Genomic DNA, 21,998 nt, shown 5'->3' with positions numbered 1-21,998 from the left:
ATAAACGTCATAGTCCGCTACTTCTGATTACAACCCCGCATCACACACCTTGCCTGAGGAGGACCCATTGGCAACTAAAACCGTATATTACATCGAAGGCGACGGCGTCGGCCCCGAAGTCTGGAAGGCCGGCCGCCCTGTACTCAACGCAGCCATTGAAAAAGCGTATGGCGACACCAACAAGCTGGACTGGCAGGAACTGCTGGCCGGTGAAAAAGGGTATGCCGAGACCGGCGAGCATCTGCCCAAGGCAACCATGGACGCCCTGTCCAAGGCCGATCTGGCCATGAAAGGCCCGCTCAATACCCCTGTCGGCGAAGGCTTCCGCAGCCTCAACGTCACTCTGCGTCAGGTCTTTGACCTCTATGCCTGTATCCGCCCCATCAAGTATTTCAAGGGCATCGAATCCCCGGTCAAGCGGCCCGAACTGGTCGACATGACCGTGTTCCGCGAAAACACCGAAGATGTCTACGCAGGTATTGAATACCAGTCCGGCAGCCCGGAAGCCAAGAAATTAATTGAGTTCCTCGTGGACGAACTGGGCGCCAACGTGGACAGCACCGCCGGCGTAGGCATCAAGCCCATCACTCCCGCCGGATCCAAGCGTCTCGTCAAGAAGGCTCTGGACTTCGCCATTGCCGAGAACAAGCCGTCCGTGACCCTGGTTCACAAAGGCAACATCATGAAGACCACCGAAGGTGGCTTCCGTAAATGGGGCTATGAGCTGGCCGATCAGGAATATGCTGGCAAGGTTGTTCGTGAAGGCGCTGATGGCGATGGTGTCATCATCAAGGATCGCATCGCTGACGCCATGTTCCAGAACGTGCTCATGTACCCGGAACAATATTCTGTCATCGCCACCACCAACCTGAACGGCGATTACATCTCCGACGCACTGGCCGCACAGGTAGGCGGACTCGGCCTTGCTCCGGGCGTAAACATGGGCGACACGCTCGCTTTCTTCGAACCCACCCACGGCACCGCGCCGACCATCGCAGGCAAAGACATGGCCAACCCCGGTTCGCTCATTCTTTCCGGCGCCATGATGCTCGAACACCTCGGCTGGCACGAAGCGGCCGCCCTGATTCACGCATCCGTCGAGAAAGCCCTGTCCGACAAAAAGGTCACAGTCGACCTGGCCGCACAGATCAAAGGCTCCACGGAAGTCGGTTGTCAGGAATTCGGTGAAATTCTGCTCGCCAACCTGTAGACAGACCTACAATTGCAATAAAAAAAACGCCCCGATATATCGGGGCGTTTTTTTTTACCCAACTCGAATGGGTCCCTCAGCTTTCCCAGTAGATAGGTCAGTCCAAATGGCGCAAAATAGATGGCAAGACACAGGGCCCACCAGTTCAACGCACTGAAGAAGCTCAAAAAGGCCATGATGGCTACGGGCGTTCCCAACGCCTTTATATTTATGAGCGGCAGATGCACTCCCAGGCTGGGAATGACGAACACTCCGATAAGGTTATACCGCCAATACCAACCGGGTATTGCGATCAGCCTGCACATGGGAATAATCAACCAAAACCCTGCGCCATCGGCAGCGAGCAGGAAAATGGCCATTTTGAACCACCCCTATGGTCCAGCACTTTATGATACAGAGACTCAACCACCCCATTGATGAACATCACCTGCACAAAGAGCATGATTAAGCGCCACCAAAGCACCAAACGCCGTTTCCGGGCCTGAACTCAGAAACGAAACGCCCTTATCCATCCAATTGCCCCCCCGCCAGTTCTGCAGCAAAGGAGAGGAGCGCGTGAAGCGTGACTATATTGCTAAACAATATATCCAGCGCTCACTTATTTACCATCACGAAATCCTGTCAATATATATTTTCAACACGATACGCTCTACAATCTCTAGTCCACACTCCGATCGAAGTTTCAGATAAATAGGACTTTCACCTTGCGAAAAGTCCCGCTCTCTACTAAATGAAAACAATGTCTGAAAACGAGAAAAAGATACTCATCTTGGGCGTGGGGAACATTCTCTATACCGATGAAGGTTTCGGTGTCCGAGTGGCTGAGGAACTGGATCGAAAATACGAATTTTCACCAAATGTCGAGTTGCTCGACGGCGGCACTCTGGGCCTTCGGCTCATGGGGCCGATCATGGAATGCGACCACCTCATCATAGTCGATATCGTCCTCAATGAAGGGCAACCCGGCGATGTGTTCCGACTGCTCGGTGAAAACCTGAGCAAGGCCTGCGCGTTCACCAACTCCATGCATCAGACCGACTTGCTCGACACGCTTGCCCGGTGCAGCCTCATCGGCAACGTGCCCGATGATGTCATCCTCTACGGCATTGAGCCGGTCAACTATAAGGACATGTCTTCCGCACTGTCCCCAGAGCTTGAGGAGAAACTCCCCGGGGTCATGGACATGGTGCTCAAGGAAGTTGAAGAAGCCGGAGGGACATACGCCCTTCGATCAGTAGCCAATCCCTCAATGGAGAAAGTCTATGTGCCTCGCGATTCCAGCCGAAATTCTTGAGATATCCGACGGTGTAGCCACCTGCAAAGTGGGAGAAGGCGAAACCACGGTCGAAGCGTCACTCATGCTGATGGATGAAGAGGTCACCCTCGGGGACTACATCATCATCCACGCCGGATTCGCCCTGCGCAAGCTTGATTACAAGGAAGCGCAGGAGACACTCAAAATCCTCCGCGATATGGTCGACCTCATGGGTGGAGACGACTATCAGCACGACATGCTGTAACTCCCCTCATCAATAATACATGAATAAAGCCTGAAGCACTGTGTGCTTCAGGCTTTTTTGTCCCCAATCTACTGACGAGAAATCATCCGATCCAGAAAACGGCCTTGGTGGTTGCCAGAGAGTACACGCATCCCACAAGGGCGCGTCTCATTCTAGTGTCCGGTTTTGGAAAAAAGATTAATGACAACCACCCCAATGATGATGAACGCCATCCCGATTATGGCGGGAATATCAGGAATCTGCTTATGGATTACAATCCCGGTAATACAGATGAGCACAATCCCTAATCCAGCCCAGATGGCATACACGAGGCCGATCCCCATAAGGGACGTCTTGAGTGTCAGACTGAGCAGATAGAACGAGAGACAGTACCCGATGACAGCAATACAGCTCGGAACCAACCGGGTAAAACCATGGCTGGCCCCCAATGCGGCAGTCCCGATAACTTCGGTGATAATCGCAAAAGCAAGATAGAGGTTTCCCATTGGGCACCCGCAGAAAGAGTAAGAAATTAGACCCGTACTTTTTTGCCGGGCAAAAAAGAAGAGCGAAGAAATGTCGGACTGACAAAGACAAATGGGTTACGAACAACAAGGTCTGGCAGGATGTGATACCAGCGATAGCCAAGCTGATGAAAATAGGCCTTTGCCTGGTCGTGATGCCCGGTCTCACGAGCGGCGAGCAAGCCGGCGTCTCGTTGACATCGAGACCGGGCCAAAGGCTTAAGAATCCGCTCGCTGAACCCATATTTCATAAACATCGCCTTGATCCGTCTATATTCACGATGACGGGAAATACCATCGGCCAAGGCAACCAGGGCGACAATCATCCAACACAGCCCCCACCAGCCGAAAACGGCGGCGGTCGTCAACTCTCCCGAAGACCAATGAGCCACGCTCGCTGTCTTCAGTCCAAGCGCAAGCAACAAGGAACCCAGCCCGGTCATATATGGCCAGGGCGCGGCTTTTACATAACGCAAAGCATGTTGAATGTGCTCGGACATGGAGATCATTTCCTCTTGAGCTTACCTTCTATCCCACCTTCAACCCTCGGTCAATTCGACAGAAAGTGCTTCGCCTTCGATTTTCTTATCTCGCTCCCTCCCTACGACACCGGTTTTTCCACAAAAAAAGGGACCCGGCGAATGCCGAGTCCCTTGTAAGTGCGTTCGTGTCTGTAGTGACTACAGAATCTTGAACTTCTTGACGTTACCGGTCTTGTTGTCAATGACGTGTACGCCGCAGGCGATACAGGGGTCATAGGAGTGAACGGTACGCAGGATCTCGACCGGGCGTTCCGGATCGACGATCGGGGTGTTGTCAAGCAGTGCTTCTTCGAGCGGACCGGCGATATCAGCATCACAACGGGGACCGATGTTCCAGGTGGACGGAACCACGAGCTGGAAGTTGTCGATCTTGCTGTCTTTGATATCGATCCAGTGGCTCAGGCCACCGCGAGGAGCGTTGACGAATCCGACACCCTTTGCTTCGGCGGGCATGTCCCAGTCCTTGCAGATGTCGAGGTTGCCCTTGGCAACGTTTTCTTTCAGATCGTCAACCCATTCAGCGGTCTTCAGAGCGGTGATCAGGCATTCAATACCACGTGCGCCGGTACGGCCCAGGGTAGAGAACAGTGCGCCAGCGCCGACGCCGAGTTTTTCGAGCACGAAGTTCACGTACTTGACGAACTCAGGCTGACCCAGGCCATAGTTGACCAGGCAGGTAGCCAGGGGACCGACTTCTGTGGCCTTGCCGTCGTAACGGGGAGCCTTCATCCAGGAGTACTTGGTCTTGTCATCCAGGCTGGTGTACATGGGATCGGTCACACCGGAGTAGGGATGCTTCGGAGAATCATCCTTGTACCAGGAGTGCTTAACATGCTCTTCGATCTTGGACGGATCGAAAGGCATGACATTGTCGATGTCACGGTTGAAGATGACGCCGGGCTTCACGTAGCGGGAGTTCAGATCGGCTTCGCCGCCCTGTGCGGGGAACTCACCAAAGCTCATGAAGTTAGTGGTACCACCGATGGAGGCCCAGTCTTTGTAGAAACCGGCAACAGCGATGAGGTCCGGGATGTAACAATCAAGGATGAAGTCCATGATCTCGGAGTACAGGCCCAGGTAGTCATTGATGTATTTGTCAGTGAGGCCTTCGTAACAGGTAACGCCGCCCATGACAGTGAACTGGGTGTGCGGGTTCTTTGCGCCGAAGACAGCCATTGCACGAGCGGCCTTGACCTGGAGGTGCAGGGCGTTCAGGTAATGGTTGGTAGCCAACAGGTTCACTTCGGGCGGCAGGACGTACGCGTCGTGACCACCGAGGAAGTAAGCGTTGGTGAAGATGCCGAGACGACCGGAGTCGACGATTCCCTTGACGGTGTCCTTGGTCTTCTGAAGGTCTTCCTTGGAGGAGACGATCTTCGGATCCTGACGGACGGTCTTGGAAACGGCAACGGCCAGTTCAGCAGTTTTGGCTACGTCGGCGGACAGGCAACCTGCGACATCGACGAAGTCAAGAGCATGCAGATGATAGAAATGCACGATGTGATCATGCATGAACTGCGAAGCCAGCACCAGGTTACGGATGATGGTGGCGTTGTGGGGCAGTTCTTTATCAACGCCAACGGCGTTGTCGACACAGCGGATGGATGCGAGAGCATGCACGTAGGTGCAGACACCGCAGGAGCGCTGAGTAAAGTGCTGGGCATCACGGGGATCACGGCCTTTCAGGATGATCTCCAGACCACGGAACAACTGAGAGCTGCTACGTACGTCAATGATTTTACCGTCTTCTACCACGGCTTCCACGCGAAGGTGACCCTCGATCCTGGTGACCGGGTCAACGACTACATCGTGTTTCCCATGCGCCATTGCGGCGGTTTTAGGGGAGCAACCAGACATATTGTATCCTCCTTAAGAATTCTGAATTGTCTGCGTTAGTTGAGCGAAACTATACGAGACCACGACTACAGGTCGGTCAGGTCAGCGTACATGTAGGTTTCGCCATCCCAGTCAGCGCCATCCCAGAAATCAGGCTGCGAGCAACCGATGCAGGGGTGACCGGCCTGAACAGGCCAGTTGTACTGGTTGAACTTAACAGTGGAGCAGTTGTTGTAGGTCTCAGGACCACGACAACCGAGTTTGCGCAGACACCAGCCCTTGCGAGCTTCCTCGGAACCGAAGGAAGGAGCAAACTGGTCATTGTCGAAGAACTCCTGCCTGGGACAGTTGTCATGAACGGTCTCGCCGTAGAATTTCGCGGGACGACCGACATCGTCGAGTTCAATATTCTGATTGCTAACAAACATGACAATGGTACCGATCAGAGAGAACGGGTTCGGCGGGCAACCGGGAACGTTGATCACCGGCTTGCCGGGGAACAGTTCGCCAACACCCTTGGTACCAGTCGGGTTCGGAGCGGCTTTCTGCACACCACCGTATGCGGCACAGGTGCCGTACGTGATGGTCGCGGAAGCGGCTTCGATAACCTTGGTGGTATTGGACAGCATAGTGTGTCCACCAACCTTACCATGACCGCCGGGCTCGTTGGCAGTACCGGCCGGAGCGGTCGGAACACCACCTTCGATGACAGCAACAAAGTTGCCGGCATTGACGGTATCCCACAGAGCCTTCTCTGCGGCGTGACCCGCTGCTGCCATGATTGTCTCATGGTAGTTCAGCGAGATGTAATCCAGAATGAGCGCGTCGATATAAGGTTCGACAGTTCTCAAAATGGACTCGGAACACCCTGTACATTCAGCATTGTGCAGCCAAACGACGTCGGGCCTGTTGTCAGCTGTGAGGGCTTCGGCGACTTTCGGAGCGAAAGCCGGACCCATGCCCATCACTGCGGCCACGGTACCGCAGAACTTCATGAAATCACGACGAGTAACGCCGCGTTTTTCCAGCCGTTCCACGGCTCCTTCTTTGCCATGACCTACGGAAAATTTCATAGAACACCTCCGTAATAAAATGAGTCTGTTATGACGAGAGAACACCGTTATCCTCATTGCATAACCGTCGGGCACACGCCCGAACTCGGACCTAAACAATCCTTCATGTCACGAAACAAACAAACGTGACACGATTGACATTCTTTTCCCGAGTTCGTGCTATAACCCCCCGGAAAAATTAATTAACAAGGTACTATCTCGGATCACAAACAAAATCAATAGCCAAACAAAAAAAACTTTCAAACGTATCGGCACGCTAGCTCATTCCAACAAGAAATGTCGGGCCGTCGAGCACCGATTGATTATGCAGTCAATTAATACAAATAATACTAACACAAACACATCTCTGTTGCCTATATCAATCTTCAGAATTTTCTCTCATTGACTTGGCAGTGTCGCCATGTGTAATTATATTAATGCGACGTTGACATGAGGCTCTCAAACGTCAAGTGAGGCACACAACAGATGAGCGTAATAATCGAATTATCCATTTTCCCACTGGACAAGGGGACCAATAGTCTGAGCCCCTATGTCGCCCGTGTTCTCGACGTGATCAAATCTTCTGCACTCAGCCACACACTCGGCCCGATGGGGACCTGCATCGAAGGCGAATGGGATGAAGTCATGGGCGTAGTCGATTCCTGCTACAAAGAACTCGAAAAAGACTCCGACCGGATTTACCTGACCATGAAGGTTGACAGCCGAAAAGGCCGCAAAAATGGTCTGACCTCAAAGATTAACAGCGTTCAGGAAAAGACTCGCTGAGCACCCAATCATGACATTGCCTGCCAAAGACACATTTCAGGCCATCCCTCCTCAGCGTTTGCTGGTGGTCAAGTACATGGTCAGAATCCTGATTCCGTTGACCCTGACAACCATTCTTTTCATGAGCATATACTCCGTTCAGACGCAACGGGCATTCAAGGAAGAAATCGATGCGGATGTGGAGGCGTATGCCACGTCCATAAGTCGCGTGCTCGACAACCTCATGTGGAACTTTCAGACAGAGGAGCTGGTCAGTGCCCTGGCGACCATCTCAAGCAATCCCTCCATGCGCGGGGCAGAACTCTTTGATGACCAGGGAAAGCTCTTTCTCAGCTATGGAGACAACAAGGGCGAGGCTGGCGAAACACTCCTCTCCGTCTCCAAGGACATCTTCAAAAGACAACCCTACGGCGAGCGTATCGACATAGGAAAACTTGTTATTCACTATAGCTACGCTAATGCCATGAGCAAGCATGAGAAACGTATGTTCAATCAGATAATACGTATGCTCATCATTATTTTAGTCATGTGCATCAGCGGCTACTATGCCTTTCATTATACCATCGGCCGCCCTCTCAAGGAGCTGTTGAAAGCCATCCACACCACGGACAGCAGCAGCAGCAAATGGCACGAGGCAAAGTGGGAAAGCGACGACGAGATCGGCCAGGTCATTGAGGCGCACAACGCCATGATTCGGCATATCGGCGCCAAGGACACAGCGCTTTCCGAAAGTGAAAAGCGCTACAGGGAACTCTTCGACAACGCCCAGGTCGGTATTTTCCACAGCAACCCGGACGGCTCCATCCTGAATGCGAACCTCACACTGGCCCACTTGATGGCTTACAACTCACGGGAAGAGATTCTCAAAGCCAATGTTCTGGACCATTACTACGACCCGGACGACAGCATCGCCATCAAAAAGCTCCTGGCCAAAGACGGACAGATTGCCCACTACCGGGTTCAATTCAACAAAGTGGATGGAACGACTATCTGGGTTGAGCTGTCAGGCAATCTCAAAGAAGACGGCTCGGTCAACGGTATCCTCCAGGATGTGACCACCACGGTTGAAGCCCAAACGGCGCTTGAAGAACGAGATGAACTCCACCGCGCGTTCTTTGAGGAAAACAAGGCGGTCATGCTCCTGCACGACCCGCTTGATTCCAGCATCCAGTTTGTCAATCCGGCGGCCTGCAACTATTACGGATACAGCGAGCGTGAGCTGACCTCCATGACCATTTACGACCTCAACAACATGAGTGATGAGGAAATCTTCGAGGAGCTCAAGAACTCCACGGCTGAAAGACGCAACTACTTCAATCACACCCACACACTCAAAAACGGCACCAAGCGTCACGTCGAAGTGTATACCGGTCCAATATCACTGGGCAAACGCCATCTCCACTACTCTATCATCCATGACGTCACGGAAAAACGCCGGCTGGAAGGCAAGCTGGAGCGCATGGCCACTCGTGACCAACTCACCGGCGCATTCAATCGGCACGCGTTCTTCCTCCGCGCAAAGGAAGAAATCATCCGGGCCCAACGCTTCAACCACCCCATGACTGTTCTCATGTTCGACCTCGACCACTTCAAAGCGGTCAACGACACTCATGGTCACGCCGTGGGCGATGAGGTGTTGCGGGTCTTTGCCATGCGCTGTCGGGCTGATCTCAGGCAAAGTGATATCTTTGCCCGTCTTGGCGGCGAGGAGTTCGCGGCCCTGTTGATCGAAACAGACGAATCGCGCGGCGTGGAAATAGCTGAACGCATCCGCGCCATCGCTGCCGACAAACCCATCGCCACCGAGTCCGGAGAGCTGACCATCACGACCAGTATCGGTATCACGGCACTGCAGGACGAAGACACGGTCACCACAATGCTCAAACGGGCCGACAAGGCACTGTATCAAGCCAAGACAAGTGGCCGAAACACCCTTGGAAGGATATAACCTCGACGCGCATACTACTTGTAACCCGCAGTGGTTGTGCTATGACTGACGTTCAGCAATACGCAATCAGGAGCAGATCAGGTGTCCATCGTCACACAACAAACAGTCCAGATGAAACAGGTCTCCCGCGGGAACTACCTGATGCGCAACGTGCTCAAGCACAATGTGGTCTTCAATGAGGGCACCAAAGGCGATGCGGCATACATTCTGACCGAGGGAAAAATCGAAATCTCAGGAATCATTGAAGGACACAAGAAAGTGTTTGCCATCCTGAAACCGATTTCCATATTCGGAGAAATGGCGCTCTTCCTTGATGAAGGCATGCGAACGGCCACGGCTATCGCATTGGAGGACTCCAAAGTCATCGTGGTGACCAAGGATGATCTCGAAGAATTCATGCGACAGTCCCCCAAGGTCATCGCCTCCATCATAACGGTATTGGTCAGCCGCCTGAAGACGACGACCAAAAAAGCCATGAAAGTCCCGAGCACAGGCCTCGGCATTGTTCGCATCTTTGACCTGTTCTCCACATGCGGCAGGCTGGAGCTCAAGTACAGCCCTACCGTCAAGACCATGGCCGACACGTTCGTGACAACCACAGACAAAATCGAGCAGTATATCTTCGGCCTCGCCGATCAGGGACTACTGAGCATCGGCCGTGACAACAATGACACCCGCATAATCCGCATTCGCGAACGAGACATGCTCAACGCTGTCATGCAAAAAAAAGAATAGCCGGTCCCATGATTGATTTCTCCGACGTCTCCATCCACACGAAACGATGCATACTGCGCCCATGGCGTACAAGTGACGCACGCATACTCCCGTCCATTGCGAACACCAAAAAAATCTCCTGGAATACCAGCAACAAATTCCCCTATCCGTATGACGAAACATCGGCCAATACGTTTCTGACATTCCAGACACACGGTCTGGGGAAAGACACATGGCAATTCGCCATCACACTGGATGAGGCGCTCATCGGCGGGTGCGGGTGTATTCGCGGCAAGGATGTCCAGACGCATACGGCCATTGTCGGCTACTGGCTTGGCGTGGAGTACTGGGGCAAGGGGCTCGCCACCGAGGTCGTGCAGGCACTGGTGGAGTACATGACGCACGAGACGGATGTGAAGAAGCTCACGGCCACTGTCTTTGGCTGGAATCCCGCGTCTCGCAGGGTGCTGGAGAAATGCGGCTTCGACCTCGAAGGCGTGAGCAAGGACGCCGTCCATAAATGGGGAAAAACAACTGATCTCTGGTACTTGGCCAGGTCACTGCCCTAATCCAGCGCGACCAGCTCCAAATCACCCCAGACAGCCACTTTCTGATCATATTGGGCAAAGACCCCGGCAACCCCCTGAGAAGCCAGCTCCTTGGCGCGCTTGAGCACACGATCCATATCTCTTTCGCTTTGCAGCATGTTGCATAGAGCTGTCGCTGCTGCGTCCGCCAGTCGGGCATCGGTGGCGCGCACGGCAACCAGATCACCGGACCCAAGGCTCAACGAGTGACCGATGGTGCCGCTGGAAGCACACACTGAGGTCGGAAATATCTCTGCATCAAGACGCAACCCGACCGACGCGCCGGAATCCGGCTCACTCAGCAGCGCCACCACTCTTTCTTTAGTGGAATGCAGGTAGGTATCACCACCATTTTCCACCAACAGATTCGGGCTTTCACTCACGAACCGGTCGCCCACGGCTTGAGCCACGGCCCCGGCAACGGCGGCCATGGGCCCCACGCCACAGATTGCAGCCGCAGCCCCCATGGCACGAATCACTTCCGGCGCAGAGGAAGGGATATCGACAGGAACAAGGCTCTCCGCGAACTCCGGGTGAAACATGATCCAGTTTTTGATATCACCCCGTATCAATGAAACGAACGAGGCTATCTCGACCTGTAAATCCCTTTCAGCCACGACAAGGAGATCAGTCTGCTCCATGGCCACCTGAAAACGCACTTCCCCTGTTGCGGGTCGTACAAGGTCACGATAGGCCCGATCTGTGGAAAGGTGTCGTCCCGCCATTACCAAGGCCTCCCGGCGAATGTTCCTAATTTGGAACCATGTAGGAACATACTTACGAACACGTTTTACACACCCTTAATAACCGGCGTCTTCATTGATAAGCACAATCTTGATACGTCCCTTTGGAAAAGACTTTTCCGTGATCGACCAGACGTTGCAGATTCGCTGCGGAGAAGAGCAATCCATACAGTACCCGGTCTTGACACAGGGGGTCTTCATATCAAGACGCAGGGTATTCACCGGAGCCACATACTCCTTGACGCGGTCCATGGCGCGTTGAAGGTCGGGAACCACTTTATTGCGACTGACCAGAATGACGACGTTCCGGGGACCAAAGGTAATTGCCCCCGTACGATTGCCGATCATGTCGAGATTGACCAGATGCCCTTGCTCGGTGATGGCGTTGGTGCCGGTAAAGAAACAATCCACAAGCAGCGCCTGACGCCGAAGCTCGTTCTTCTCTTCATTGCTCAGGTTCTTGTCCCAGGTGTCCAACGCCTCGTACTCGTCCGAATCCCGCAGAAGCTCATACAGCCCCGTCCCCGCCAGTGTCTGAGACCCGCCCCACGAAACGGTTTTGGGTTTGATCTCCGGCAAGATCTCGTCCACCACGATTTTCCTGGCCTCTTCACAGTTGTCGGCCAGATACACATCGAAATTGTTTTTTCTCAGGGTGTCTCTCAGTTCCCGCAGATTAAGATTCCAGAAAGTATCAATGGGCTTATTCATGCGAACTCCTGTCCTATTATAATGATATTGATCTTATATGTCGTTTTTCCAAAACGTCCATTTTTTACTCGCCTTCCGCTCGGAAAATGTGTAGCAGAATTCGCTGTCGACAGGAAGTCAGAGGTCGGAGATGCGGTTAAAAATTAATCTTGACGCCTACCTTGCCAGCGGTTATATGCTTCCGTTCGACACGTCTTTTAGCAATTTTTCACTCTTACGGAGATAATAGATATGAAACGTACTTACCAGCCCAGCAAATGCCGTCGCAAAAGAACCCACGGTTTCCTGGTGCGCTCCCGCACCAAAAACGGTCGCGCGGTGCTCCGCCGCCGTCGCGCCAAAGGGCGTAAGAGATTAGCCGTCTAGCTTGGAACAAGGAGCGCAGGCTGCTCAAAAGCCCTGAATTCACGCTGTGTTATGAACGGGGTAAGAAGCATTTTACGAAAAGTTTCATCCTGTTCATAATGAAACGGTCTGAGCCCGATGGAGGATTACGCCTCGGGCTTACCGTCAGCAAGAAGATGGGCAATGCAGTAGCGCGAAACCGTATAAAGAGGGTTGTGCGCGAGTATTTCAGGCTGCATCAATTTGATTTTGAATTGCCTCTGGATATTGTCGTTGTTCCGAAACGGAACCTACAGGCCAAGCAGCTGACACTCGCCCTCACCATAGATGAGTTTACACCGCTTCTCACCCGTATACGGGAAGAAGCGGCGGCCTCATAGAGAGGAAATGATGCGCCCGATATTGCTCGCGCTCATTTGGATTTACCAGAATCTCATCTCCCCCATGCTCCCCCATGCATGCAGGTTCTATCCGTCGTGCTCTCAGTACGCCAGGGAAGCCCTCATGACTCATGGTGCATTCAAAGGGACCCTTCTTGCGCTTTGGCGTCTCCTTCGTTGCCAACCTCTATGCAACGGGGGCTTTGACCCCGTCCCGGCCGTATGGCCCGATTTCAAAACCAAAGCGAGATTCATTCCATGGACAAGAAGGAGCAAATCCGTCTAGTTATTGCCTTGGTCTTGAGTGCTATCGTCATCTTCGGATGGCAATACCTCACGGCCCCCACGGCAGAAGAACAGGCGGAAATGGCCCGTAAGGCCGCTGTAGCCGAACAGAAAACCGCTGCACTCACCAAGCAGAACGATGCCGCAACCGAATCCGCGGCCACACCCGTAGCCGACTTCATTCCGACCGCAGGGACTCCTGTCACAGTGGAGACTCCGCTGTACACCGCCACATTCAACTCTCAGGGCGGCGTTCTTAAAAAGTTCACCCTCAAGAACTATCGTGAAACCACGGAGAAAGACTCTCCCAATGTCGACCTCGTCGGCGAAAAAGCTTTTGCCAAAGGCCCTCTTGGTCTGATCCTGACCAAGAACTCCAAGGAAATTCACACCTGGAGACACGGCGAATGGTCCTTCACCGGTTCCGATATCAGCGTATCCGAAACCGACGGTACCAAGACCCTGACCTTTACCGGCCAGTCCGCAGGGTTCCGTATCGAGCGCACGCTCACCTTTCATGCGGATTCCTACCTGATTGAAGAAGCGTCAACCGTCACCAACCTCTCTGCAACCGGCGTTGAAGGCTCCGTGTCCTATACCGCTGCCGCCAAGTCCATGTCCGCAGAAGATGATCGGTACAACCAGACCAGAATCGTGTATCTCACCAAGGACACCCGGGAAGAAATGAGCGACCGTGACGATCTCAAGGAAGAAGGAATGTCCGCTTCCGCCGATCTCAAATGGGGCTCCATTGAATCCAACTATTTCCTGTTTGCCGTCATCCCCAACGGAGAAGATGCTTCTCTGTCCGCTGGCGTGCAGGACGACGTCTTCCGCATGGCTGTGACCGAGGACGCGACGTTCATGCCCAACGTGGCAAAGACCATCAAGGCTTCCTACTTCATCGGCGCCACTGATCGGGCCATGCTCGCAAAGATGCCCAACGATCTGGCGGACACGGTCAACTTCGGTTTCTTTGATGTCCTGGCCAAGCCGCTGCTTATCGGCCTGAACTTTTTCTACGACTATGTCGGCAACTACGGTATAGCCATCATTCTGCTGACCCTGGTCATCAAGCTCATTTTCTGGCCCCTCTCGCACAAGAGCTACAGTTCCATGGAGAAGATGAAGAAGTTGCAGCCCATGGTGGCGAAACTCCGCGAGAAATACGCGGACGACAAGCAGAAACTGAATCAGGAAACCATGGCTTTGTACAAGACCTACAAAGTCAACCCGATGGGTGGTTGTCTGCCCATGCTTCTCCAGATTCCTGTTTTCTTCGGTCTGTACAAGGCCCTGCTCGGTGCAATTGAACTCAGGCACGCTCCCTTTATTCAGCACGTGCCCTTTACCGATCTGCCCTGGTTGGTCGACCTCTCTGCCAAGGACCCTTATTACGTCACCCCCCTGATCATGGGTGCAACCATGTTCCTGCAGCAGAAAATGACCCCCACCGCCGGCGACCCGACCCAGCAGAAGATCATGCTGCTCATGCCGGTGGTCTTCACCTTCATGTTCCTGCAATTCCCGTCCGGCCTGGTCGTCTACTGGATGTTCAACAACCTCCTGTCCATCGGACAGCAGATGATGATCGCCCGTTCAGGAAAAAAATCCGCGACTCAAAACGCGTAAACCAAGCTCCCGGGGGCCTAATCACCCGGCATGTTATAAGGATAGAGAATAATGAGCGACTTCAAAGAGTTCCAGGGCAAGGACCTGGATGAAGCCATAGAGTCAGCTTGCAATTACTTCAACCTCAAACGGGATCGTCTTGAAATAGAAATCCTGGCTGGTGGTTCCTCCGGAATCTTCGGTATTATGGGTGTGAAGAAGGCCAAGGTGCAGGCTCGCCCCCGCGCCCAGGTCAATGCAACCGGCATCCTCAACGAGGAAAGCAAACCGAGTAAACCCAAGCGTGAAACCGCCCGCAAGCCTGCACCGAAAGCAGCGCCCAAGGCGGAAAAAAAGGCTCCTGCGAAGACTGTTGAACAGGATGAGCCCAACGGGAACGTGATTGAAGAAATTGAAGAACCCAACGGCAACGTCATTCCGGAAGAAGTCTTCAACGACATCAACGGCAACACCATTGAGTCCGCCAAGGCTCCCCGTCAGCCGAAAAAACCGCGTGAACGAAAGCCGCGTCAGGAAGCCAAGGCAGACAAGCCTCAGCCACGCCGCGAGCGCAAACCTCGCGAGAAAAAACAGCGTGAACCGGAACGGCCGCGCTCCAGTATGTCTGAATTTGATCCCGTCATCCTCGAAGGGACTGTCAGAGAGGTCATGACCAAGCTGCTGGAACCCATTGTGGGCGAAACCACCGTGAATATCACGCTGGAAGAAGACCGCGTCAAAGTCTTTATCGACGATGAAGAAAACTCCGGCCTGATCATTGGCCGCGAGGGACAGACGCTCTCTTCCCTGCAGTATCTTGTGAATCGACTGGTTTCCCGCAAAATGGAGGCCTCCATTCGCATTCAGGTGGACACCGGCGACTATCGGGAACGTCAGGACGACAAGCTCCGGCAGATCGCATGGCACCTGGCTGAAAAGGCGGACAATATCGGCCGCACCCAGTCCACCAAGCCGCTCTCGTCCTACCACCGCAGAGTCGTGCATCTGGCACTGCAGGATCACGAGACGGTCTTTACCCGCTCCAAGGGCGATGGTCCCATGAAGCGCGTGTTGATCGTCCCCAAGAGCCGCAAGAACAACAACCGCGCTCGCTACTAATTCACTGAACGCAAAAAGGGCCGGAGGGATCATCCCCTCCGGCCCTTTTCCTTTTTGCCATTTAAATAAACGTGCTGTAGAAGACATACATGCTTGATCCCCGGCTTTCACAAGACACCATTGCCGCCATTGCCACTCCCCCCGGAGATGGCGGCGTCGGCATCATCCGCATCAGCGGCACGAGCAGCCTTTCCATTGCTGCCGCCCTCTTCAGGGCTGCCAGTTCGACGTTCACTGCACTGCAACCCTACCACCTCCATTACGGCCACATCCTTGACAGCACAGGAAATGAATTGGACGACGTACTCTGTGCGTATATGCCAGGCCCCAATTCATATACTGGCGAAGATGTTGTAGAGATCAACTGCCATGGCGGACGGGCGGTATTGACTGCCATATTGCAGGAAGCATTGTCACATGGTGCGCGACTCGCCGAACGAGGCGAATTCACCTACCGCGCCTTCATGAACGGACGCCTGGATTTGTCACAGGCCGAAGCCGTGGTCGAGATGATCCACGCCCCCACCAAAGCGGCCATGCATCTGGCACAGGTCAAGCTCTCCGGACTGCTCGGCAACAAGATCAGCGAACTCAGAGCGCAGTTGGAATACCTCCGGGCACAGCTTGCCGTGGCCGTGGATTTTCCTGACGACGAAATCGAATGTCTTTCACCCGAAGCCCTTGTCTCCACTTCGGCACAGGTCCGCAAGGAGATTGAAGAGCTGCTGTCTGCCGTGGACCGCACCCGGGCATGGCGCGAAGGAGCACTGGTGGTATTGGCCGGACGTGTCAATGCAGGCAAATCCAGTCTCATGAATGCGCTACTGGGCCGCAACCGGGCCATTGTCACGGACCAACCCGGCACGACCCGCGACTACCTTGAGGAGTCCATTAATCTGGATGGGCTGAATATTCGGCTTGCCGACACTGCCGGTATCCGTGAAACCGACGACGCCATTGAAGCCGCTGGCCTGGAAAAAGGACGCGAGCTTATGGATCAGGCCGATCTCGTCCTCCTGCTGGCGGATTGCACGTCGCCTCTGACTGAAGACACCTTGAACACGGCAGGCATTCTGGCCGCCGACAAGACACTGGCCGTCCTCAACAAGAGCGATCTGGACGGATTCGATGCCACACACGGCGCACCGTTGACAGACAGCGGTTTCGAGACCATAGAAATTTCCGCCAAAGCCGGAACCGCCATTGATCTTCTTTGCAGCCGCATCCGTGAACGGATTCTCGGCGGAGAGGGGCAACCCGACCCGGATGAACTGGCTCCCAACGCCCGACAGGCCACCGTGCTTGCCGAAGCCGCCAGCGAACTCCTTGCGCTGGAGCAGGATACAGCCAAGTCCATCCCCTATGATCTCCTCAGCGTCCGGCTGGAGACCGCGTGTACCATTCTCTCCGGCATCACAGGCGAGATTGCTTCCAACGATGTGCTCAACGCTATTTTCGACTCATTCTGCATAGGAAAATAATCATGACCGACGATACTATCATTGATGTACAACATGTGACCTGCGGACTGGTCCCGCTCATGTCCACCCATCTGGGCGGTGCCGAGCCGGATGTTGATACCGTGGAATTCAAGGTTCGACAGGGTATCCAGACCGAGCTGTGGAACTCGTTCGGAACAGGCAGTGAATGGCGACTGACCGACATCCGCAAGGACCTCTTTTTCGATGTGGTCACGTTTGTACGGGTAGAACAAAGCGAACTTGATCCCCTGGGACTCATGGAGTTCTGATGGGCATCACCCTCATCACCAAGGGCAAGGAAAGCCTTGACCAGATCCAGCCCCTTTGGGAACAGCTCAACGACCTGCACAAGGCCGTGTCCATCCACTTTTCCGCCCACTTCAAAGAATATCTCTTCGGATACCGCAAGGCATATCTCCGCACCAAGGGGGACCTCGGCTCCCTGCGTATCTTCATGGCCATGAACGACACGGAGCTGGTCGGGTACTGCGTGGCCTCCATCAATCCCGTTGGTGATGGGGAAATCGAATCCATTTTTGTGGAAGAAGCCTTTCGGAGACAGCAGGTCGGAGACATGCTCATGACCGCCGCACTCAAATGGCTCGACGAAAACGACGTCCGCTCAAAATCCGTGGCCGTTGTTTTTGGCAATGAAGCCGCACATCCGTTCTACGCCAGATATGGATTTCTGCCCCGTACCACCTACCTGGCCATCCCGGAAGACTAAGCCTGCTCCGTCTCCGTACTTCGGGGTAACTCCGGAGCAAAATACCTGAGCACCACGTAGCCGAGTACGCCCGAGACGAGTGAAGCAACCAGAATGGCGATCTTGGACAGCTCCACCAGACGCGACCCTTCATCAAAGGCCAGATTGGCAATGAAAATGGACATGGTGAACCCCACGCCCGCCAGACAGGCCGCACCCCAGAAGTGAATCAATGTCGTCCGATCCGGGTATGTGGCCAGACCGAGCTTGTTGATAATCCAACAGGCAAAGGTAATCCCGATCTGCTTGCCCAGTACCAAGCCAAAAAAGATGCCCAGTGAAACGGGCGTCAGCAAATCCTGAAACACATCGGCCTCAAAGGTCACACCGGCGTTGGCCAACGCAAATATGGGCATGACCAAAAATGAGACCCATGGATGCAGAGCGTGCTCGATATTCTGCAACGGCGTGGTGGCCGCTTCATACGCATGCTCCATGGAATGAAGGGCGACCTGCTGTTCCTTGTTGGTCAGGACGGTTTTGCCCGGCGTGATGGCCAGCTCGAACACTTCGGCGGCATGACGAAGCTCTTCCACGAAACTGGAACAGTTCATGCGCGTGCTCGCGGGAATGGTCATGGCAGCTAGCACACCGGCAATGGTCGCGTGGATACCTGATTTCAGGAAGGCGAACCAGATGATCACACCCAGGATCAGATAGGGAATGGAATGCCGAACCCCCCAGCGCAGGTTGAGAGTCGCCATAAGTGCCAACCCGGCAAGCCCGACTCCCAGTGCGGTCAGATCGAGCGAAGAAGTATAGAAAATGGCGATGACAAGAATGGCGCCGATATCATCCACGATGGCGACTGCGGTCAGAAATATCTTGAGCCCGAGAGGCACCCTGCTTCCCAGCAGGGACATGATGCCCAGCGCAAAGGCGATATCCGTTGCCATGGGTATACCCCATCCGGCCACGGACTCATGCCCCATATTGAATCCAAAGAAGAAGAGCGCGGGGACAATCATACCACCCAGCGCCGCGCACACCGGCATAATGGTCTGACTCGGCGTGGACAGACCGCCGACCAACAGTTCCCGCTTGATTTCAAGGCCCACCAAAAAAAAGAAAATGGCCATGAGGCCGTCATTGATCCAGAGAATGGCCGCCTTTGACAGCACCCAGGACCCCACGCCAACCGTGAGCTTGGTCTGCCAGAGCGCATCATAGCTCGCGGCCCAGGGAGAGTTGGCCCAGACCAAGGCGGCGATAGTGCAGATCATGAGCGCGATGCCGCCCGCTGCCTCCATCTTGAAAAAGGCATCAAATGATTTTCTCAGGGATCGCATGGGCAGTTGTCTATTTCTTGATTGGCTCACAATGGCTCCTTACATCATATTTCGACTGAATATAGCACTGATATCTGTAAAATCAAGTTGTTACATTCCAAGGAGTTTTCTGGCGACTTCCAGGGCCCTGCCTGAGAGCGGCCCTCCTCCCCCCAGAGCGATCATGGTCTCGACATCTTCGAGCGTATCCATGTCATCCAGCCTTTCCATTTCCATAAACTGCATGCCCGCGTCAGCAATGACATTAAAGGCGCGATCAAACACGCCCTCATTACCCCAGTCCTCGGTTCTGAAGACCTGCTGAGTAAATCCTTCCTTGTGAAATCCGATGAGGTAGTAGCCGCCGTCTCCTGCCGGTCCGAGGACCGCGGTTTCGGGTGTGAGCTCAGCCAATGCCCGGTTGACGATATCCGCGGTCAGCCCGGGAATGTCGCTGCCCACCAGCACAACGCACTCATACCCCATATGAAAAGCTTCGCGGAATGCATTCTCCATCCGCCGCCCGAGACCGGCACCTTTTTGACCGACAAACCGATAGCCATCGCCCAGCCAGTCGGCCATGGCCTGTCCGGCTTGTTCCGGCGCATGAAAGACCAGCAGGTCACCATCCACTCCCTGCTCAAGCTCGACCACCTTCTCTTCCACGAACACGCGGTAGAATTCTGCGGCGAGTTCCGGGGTACATTCCTCGGCCAAACGTGTCTTGACCATCCCCGGTTCAGGGTATTTCACGAAAAATATGACGCAATCACTCATTTTCTGTTTTCTCCATGTGGACGATACCCGGCCACCAAATGTGCCGGTGACGCTCCGAATCCATATCGAATCCGCAACCACCAGTTTGCGACTGTACGCCGAAACACTCCCTCTGTCTCCCAGCGACGCGGCGAAGTCTGCACTTTTTTCGAGAGCAGCAGTATATTATCCCCCTGCTTTCGTATGCGTTTGAACAGCTCCACATCCTCCATGATGGGAATATCGGCGTACCCTCCCAGCTCATGAAAAAAACGGGCTTCGAAAAAATGCGCCTGGTCGCCATAGGGAACACGCTCCCACCTCGTGCGCAGGTTGGCAAACAGTGCCACCACCCCCAGCGCAACTCTGCTGGAGTCGATGGAAAGCGAAAACGCCCCGGCCCTGACATCCTGTTGCAACACCTGACCGACGTCCGTGGACCAGCCGTCGGGGAGACGGGTGTCCGCATGCAGAAAGAGCAGAATCCTGCCCGAGGCCAGAGCTGCCCCCGCATTCATCTGGGTGCCGCGTCCCGGCCTAGAAGCGACCTTGACGACTGCCGGATCCTCAAGCACAGCCAGCGTTGCATTCTCCGGCCCACCATCGGCCACAATGATTTCCACAGCCTGGTCACCTGCTGTTTCAAGAACATGGGCAATGGTTGCATTGATACCCGCCATCTCATTGTAAACGGGAATGATCACGGAAATGTGATTTTCAGAGGTTGTGTTCCGGGCCATGGATGATTAATAAACGGTTTGCCCTTAATAATAAAGACCGGAGAAGACGCATGTGTAAGGGATATACTGACGACAAACAAATCATATCTGCCATTCTGTCCGACGCCGAAGTGCTCTGGCTGGCGCTCACGGACAAGGACGGCCCCTACTGCGTACCAGTCAACTGCGCAGAAGAGGACGGCGTCATCTACATCCACTCCGGCATGCGTGGCCGCAAGGCCGCCTGTCTGAACTCCGGTGCCCGTGTGGCTTTTTCAACGGCGGTGGATGTACGCATGCGCAAGGGCGGCGACGATGCCTGTGATCAGGGCTATCTGTTCCGATCCGTCATGGGTAACGGCACGCCTCGCCTGACTGAAGGGGATGAAAAAATGCGTGGCCTGGACCTGCTCACCGTCAAGCACCTGGGCAAGCAACTCCCCTATGATGAAAAATACATACCTGTAACCAATGTTTACGCCATTGACATCGAGACCGCCACGGCTCGCGTCAAGGAATAACCAGGAGTACCCCATGATTATCTGCTATTTCGGCGATTCCCTTACACTGGGTTACGGCGATCCCGCCGGACTGGGCTGGGCAGGCCGCATTTCCGGCACACTCTCCACCCTCGGCGTGGATGTGACCAGCTACAATCTCGGCATACGCAAGAATACCAGCACGGCCCTGCTCGACCGTTTCGAGGCCGAAGCGTCACGGAGAAAGATTGAAGACACCGGGTTCAAATTCGTCTTCAGCTTCGGCGTGGCCGACGTGGTGCACGCCCAGACCACAGAGAATTCAGTGGCTGCGGCCAAGGCCATCTTGACCAAGGCTCAAGGCATGGGAGATGTGCTGATGATAGGCCCGTCCCCGACCACCAACGAGGAAAAGAACGGCATGATCAACACGCTTTCCAACGCCCTTGCCGAGCTGTGTACAGACCTCGCCGTTCCCTTTGTCCCTGTTTTCGACGCCATGCTCCATTCGCCGACCTACCAAAGGGCGCTTGCCGACAACGACGGCACACATCCCGCGGCCATGGGATACGCCGACCTGGCCCGACACATCATGCAATCCGAACCCGCCCGCGATTTCTTCGGGCTGGAGTAATAC

General features: G+C 54.3%; 26 protein-coding genes. 17 read left to right on the top strand and 9 right to left on the bottom strand.

Annotated features, from left to right (window positions below; genetic code table 11):
• Positions 1-67 precede the first annotated feature (67 nt).
• From icd to SRBAKS_RS16740, 3 genes are all read left to right on the top strand, one after another.
• On the top strand, positions 68-1,210 hold the full coding sequence (gene icd, locus SRBAKS_RS16750) for an NADP-dependent isocitrate dehydrogenase (RefSeq protein ID WP_229592036.1): 1,143 nt from the start codon (positions 68-70) through the stop codon (positions 1,208-1,210).
• Positions 1,211-1,949: 739 nt separating this feature from the next.
• On the top strand, positions 1,950-2,504 hold the full coding sequence (locus SRBAKS_RS16745) for a HyaD/HybD family hydrogenase maturation endopeptidase (protein WP_229592035.1): 555 nt from the start codon (positions 1,950-1,952) through the stop codon (positions 2,502-2,504).
• Positions 2,473-2,730: a HypC/HybG/HupF family hydrogenase formation chaperone gene (locus tag SRBAKS_RS16740; RefSeq protein WP_229592034.1), complete on the top strand. Its 258-nt coding sequence runs from the start codon at positions 2,473-2,475 to the stop codon at positions 2,728-2,730. The genes SRBAKS_RS16745 and SRBAKS_RS16740 overlap by 32 nt, the downstream gene beginning before the upstream one ends.
• A 152-nt stretch (positions 2,731-2,882) precedes the next feature.
• Here SRBAKS_RS16740 and SRBAKS_RS16735 read toward each other — a convergent pair whose 3' ends face one another.
• From SRBAKS_RS16735 to SRBAKS_RS16720, 4 genes are all read right to left on the bottom strand, one after another.
• Positions 2,883-3,215 carry a DMT family transporter gene (locus SRBAKS_RS16735; protein WP_229592033.1) on the bottom strand — a complete coding sequence of 111 codons (333 nt, stop codon included), beginning with the start codon at positions 3,213-3,215 and terminating at the stop codon, positions 2,883-2,885.
• A 26-nt stretch (positions 3,216-3,241) separates the two neighbouring features.
• Complete coding sequence (locus tag SRBAKS_RS16730; protein WP_229592032.1) at positions 3,242-3,733, bottom strand: hypothetical protein; 492 nt, start codon at positions 3,731-3,733, stop codon at positions 3,242-3,244.
• A gap of 180 nt (positions 3,734-3,913) precedes the next feature.
• Positions 3,914-5,632: a nickel-dependent hydrogenase large subunit gene (locus SRBAKS_RS16725; RefSeq protein ID WP_229592031.1), complete on the bottom strand. Its 1,719-nt coding sequence runs from the start codon at positions 5,630-5,632 to the stop codon at positions 3,914-3,916.
• A gap of 65 nt (positions 5,633-5,697) precedes the next feature.
• A complete protein-coding gene (locus tag SRBAKS_RS16720) occupies positions 5,698-6,684 on the bottom strand; it encodes a hydrogenase small subunit (protein WP_229592030.1) in 987 nt (328 codons plus the stop codon).
• A gap of 465 nt (positions 6,685-7,149) precedes the next feature.
• On the opposite strand from SRBAKS_RS16720, the gene SRBAKS_RS16715 reads away from it, so the two are divergent.
• From SRBAKS_RS16715 to SRBAKS_RS16700, 4 genes are all read left to right on the top strand, one after another.
• Positions 7,150-7,449: an MTH1187 family thiamine-binding protein gene (locus SRBAKS_RS16715; protein WP_229592029.1), complete on the top strand. Its 300-nt coding sequence runs from the start codon at positions 7,150-7,152 to the stop codon at positions 7,447-7,449.
• Positions 7,450-7,459: 10 nt separating this feature from the next.
• Positions 7,460-9,397, top strand: a complete 1,938-nt coding sequence (locus SRBAKS_RS16710) for a diguanylate cyclase (RefSeq protein ID WP_229592028.1) — start codon at positions 7,460-7,462, stop codon at positions 9,395-9,397.
• Positions 9,398-9,478: 81 nt separating this feature from the next.
• Entirely contained in the window at positions 9,479-10,132 is a 654-nt protein-coding gene (locus SRBAKS_RS16705) for a cyclic nucleotide-binding domain-containing protein (RefSeq protein ID WP_229592027.1), read from the top strand.
• An 8-nt stretch (positions 10,133-10,140) separates the two neighbouring features.
• Positions 10,141-10,680: a GNAT family N-acetyltransferase gene (locus SRBAKS_RS16700; protein ID WP_229592026.1), complete on the top strand. Its 540-nt coding sequence runs from the start codon at positions 10,141-10,143 to the stop codon at positions 10,678-10,680.
• Here the strand turns inward: SRBAKS_RS16700 and SRBAKS_RS16695 are convergent.
• On the bottom strand, positions 10,677-11,423 hold the full coding sequence (locus SRBAKS_RS16695; protein WP_229592025.1) for a UPF0280 family protein: 747 nt from the start codon (positions 11,421-11,423) through the stop codon (positions 10,677-10,679). The two genes, SRBAKS_RS16700 and SRBAKS_RS16695, sit on opposite strands and share 4 nt — an antisense overlap.
• A gap of 75 nt (positions 11,424-11,498) precedes the next feature.
• Positions 11,499-12,152 carry a lactate utilization protein gene (locus tag SRBAKS_RS16690; RefSeq protein WP_229592024.1) on the bottom strand — a complete coding sequence of 218 codons (654 nt, stop codon included), beginning with the start codon at positions 12,150-12,152 and terminating at the stop codon, positions 11,499-11,501.
• 231 nt (positions 12,153-12,383) lie between these two features.
• Between SRBAKS_RS16690 and rpmH the strand changes: the two genes are divergently transcribed.
• The 8 genes from rpmH (at position 12,384) to SRBAKS_RS16650 (ending at position 18,100) form a co-directional block, all read left to right on the top strand.
• Positions 12,384-12,518: a 50S ribosomal protein L34 gene (gene rpmH, locus SRBAKS_RS16685; protein WP_097012604.1), complete on the top strand. Its 135-nt coding sequence runs from the start codon at positions 12,384-12,386 to the stop codon at positions 12,516-12,518.
• Positions 12,506-12,877, top strand: coding sequence for a ribonuclease P protein component (rnpA, locus tag SRBAKS_RS16680; RefSeq protein ID WP_347339470.1), 372 nt, complete (start codon positions 12,506-12,508; stop codon positions 12,875-12,877). The genes rpmH and rnpA overlap by 13 nt, the downstream gene beginning before the upstream one ends.
• Positions 12,825-13,163, top strand: a complete 339-nt coding sequence (gene yidD, locus SRBAKS_RS16675) for a membrane protein insertion efficiency factor YidD (RefSeq protein WP_347339437.1) — start codon at positions 12,825-12,827, stop codon at positions 13,161-13,163. Before rnpA ends, yidD begins: the two co-directional genes overlap by 53 nt.
• Complete coding sequence (gene yidC / locus SRBAKS_RS16670; RefSeq protein ID WP_229592023.1) at positions 13,136-14,794, top strand: membrane protein insertase YidC; 1,659 nt, start codon at positions 13,136-13,138, stop codon at positions 14,792-14,794. Before yidD ends, yidC begins: the two co-directional genes overlap by 28 nt.
• A 51-nt stretch (positions 14,795-14,845) precedes the next feature.
• Positions 14,846-15,892, top strand: a complete 1,047-nt coding sequence (locus SRBAKS_RS16665; RefSeq protein ID WP_229592022.1) for a Jag family protein — start codon at positions 14,846-14,848, stop codon at positions 15,890-15,892.
• A gap of 89 nt (positions 15,893-15,981) precedes the next feature.
• Entirely contained in the window at positions 15,982-17,373 is a 1,392-nt protein-coding gene (gene mnmE, locus SRBAKS_RS16660) for a tRNA uridine-5-carboxymethylaminomethyl(34) synthesis GTPase MnmE (protein ID WP_229592021.1), read from the top strand.
• A gap of 2 nt (positions 17,374-17,375) precedes the next feature.
• Positions 17,376-17,642 (top strand): hypothetical protein, encoded by a 267-nt coding sequence (locus tag SRBAKS_RS16655; RefSeq protein WP_229592020.1) that lies wholly within the window; start codon positions 17,376-17,378, stop codon positions 17,640-17,642.
• Complete coding sequence (locus SRBAKS_RS16650) at positions 17,642-18,100, top strand: GNAT family N-acetyltransferase (RefSeq protein ID WP_229592019.1); 459 nt, start codon at positions 17,642-17,644, stop codon at positions 18,098-18,100. Before SRBAKS_RS16655 ends, SRBAKS_RS16650 begins: the two co-directional genes overlap by 1 nt.
• On the opposite strand, the gene nhaA is transcribed toward SRBAKS_RS16650, so the two are convergent.
• Genes nhaA through SRBAKS_RS16635 form a run of 3 tightly spaced genes read right to left on the bottom strand, consistent with a single transcriptional unit; the run spans position 18,097 to position 20,903 of the window.
• Positions 18,097-19,458, bottom strand: coding sequence for a Na+/H+ antiporter NhaA (gene nhaA / locus SRBAKS_RS16645; RefSeq protein WP_229592018.1), 1,362 nt, complete (start codon positions 19,456-19,458; stop codon positions 18,097-18,099). The two genes, SRBAKS_RS16650 and nhaA, sit on opposite strands and share 4 nt — an antisense overlap.
• Positions 19,459-19,518: 60 nt before the next feature.
• Positions 19,519-20,184, bottom strand: a complete 666-nt coding sequence (locus SRBAKS_RS16640; protein ID WP_229592017.1) for a TIGR04282 family arsenosugar biosynthesis glycosyltransferase — start codon at positions 20,182-20,184, stop codon at positions 19,519-19,521.
• Positions 20,181-20,903, bottom strand: coding sequence for a TIGR04283 family arsenosugar biosynthesis glycosyltransferase (locus SRBAKS_RS16635; protein ID WP_229592016.1), 723 nt, complete (start codon positions 20,901-20,903; stop codon positions 20,181-20,183). Before SRBAKS_RS16635 ends, SRBAKS_RS16640 begins: the two co-directional genes overlap by 4 nt.
• Positions 20,904-20,953: 50 nt before the next feature.
• Here SRBAKS_RS16635 and SRBAKS_RS16630 point away from each other — a divergent pair, with 50 nt between their 5' ends.
• Both SRBAKS_RS16630 and SRBAKS_RS16625 read left to right on the top strand, forming a co-directional pair.
• Positions 20,954-21,403, top strand: coding sequence for a pyridoxamine 5'-phosphate oxidase family protein (locus tag SRBAKS_RS16630; RefSeq protein WP_229592015.1), 450 nt, complete (start codon positions 20,954-20,956; stop codon positions 21,401-21,403).
• A gap of 13 nt (positions 21,404-21,416) precedes the next feature.
• Positions 21,417-21,995 (top strand): GDSL-type esterase/lipase family protein, encoded by a 579-nt coding sequence (locus SRBAKS_RS16625; protein ID WP_229592014.1) that lies wholly within the window; start codon positions 21,417-21,419, stop codon positions 21,993-21,995.
• The last annotated feature ends 3 nt before the right edge of the window (positions 21,996-21,998 follow it).

The organism is Pseudodesulfovibrio sediminis (genome assembly GCF_020886695.1).
Lineage (GTDB): Bacteria > Desulfobacterota > Desulfovibrionia > Desulfovibrionales > Desulfovibrionaceae > Pseudodesulfovibrio > Pseudodesulfovibrio sediminis.
Note: the sequence above shows the minus strand (reverse complement) of the source record. Positions and strands in the feature narration are given on the sequence as shown.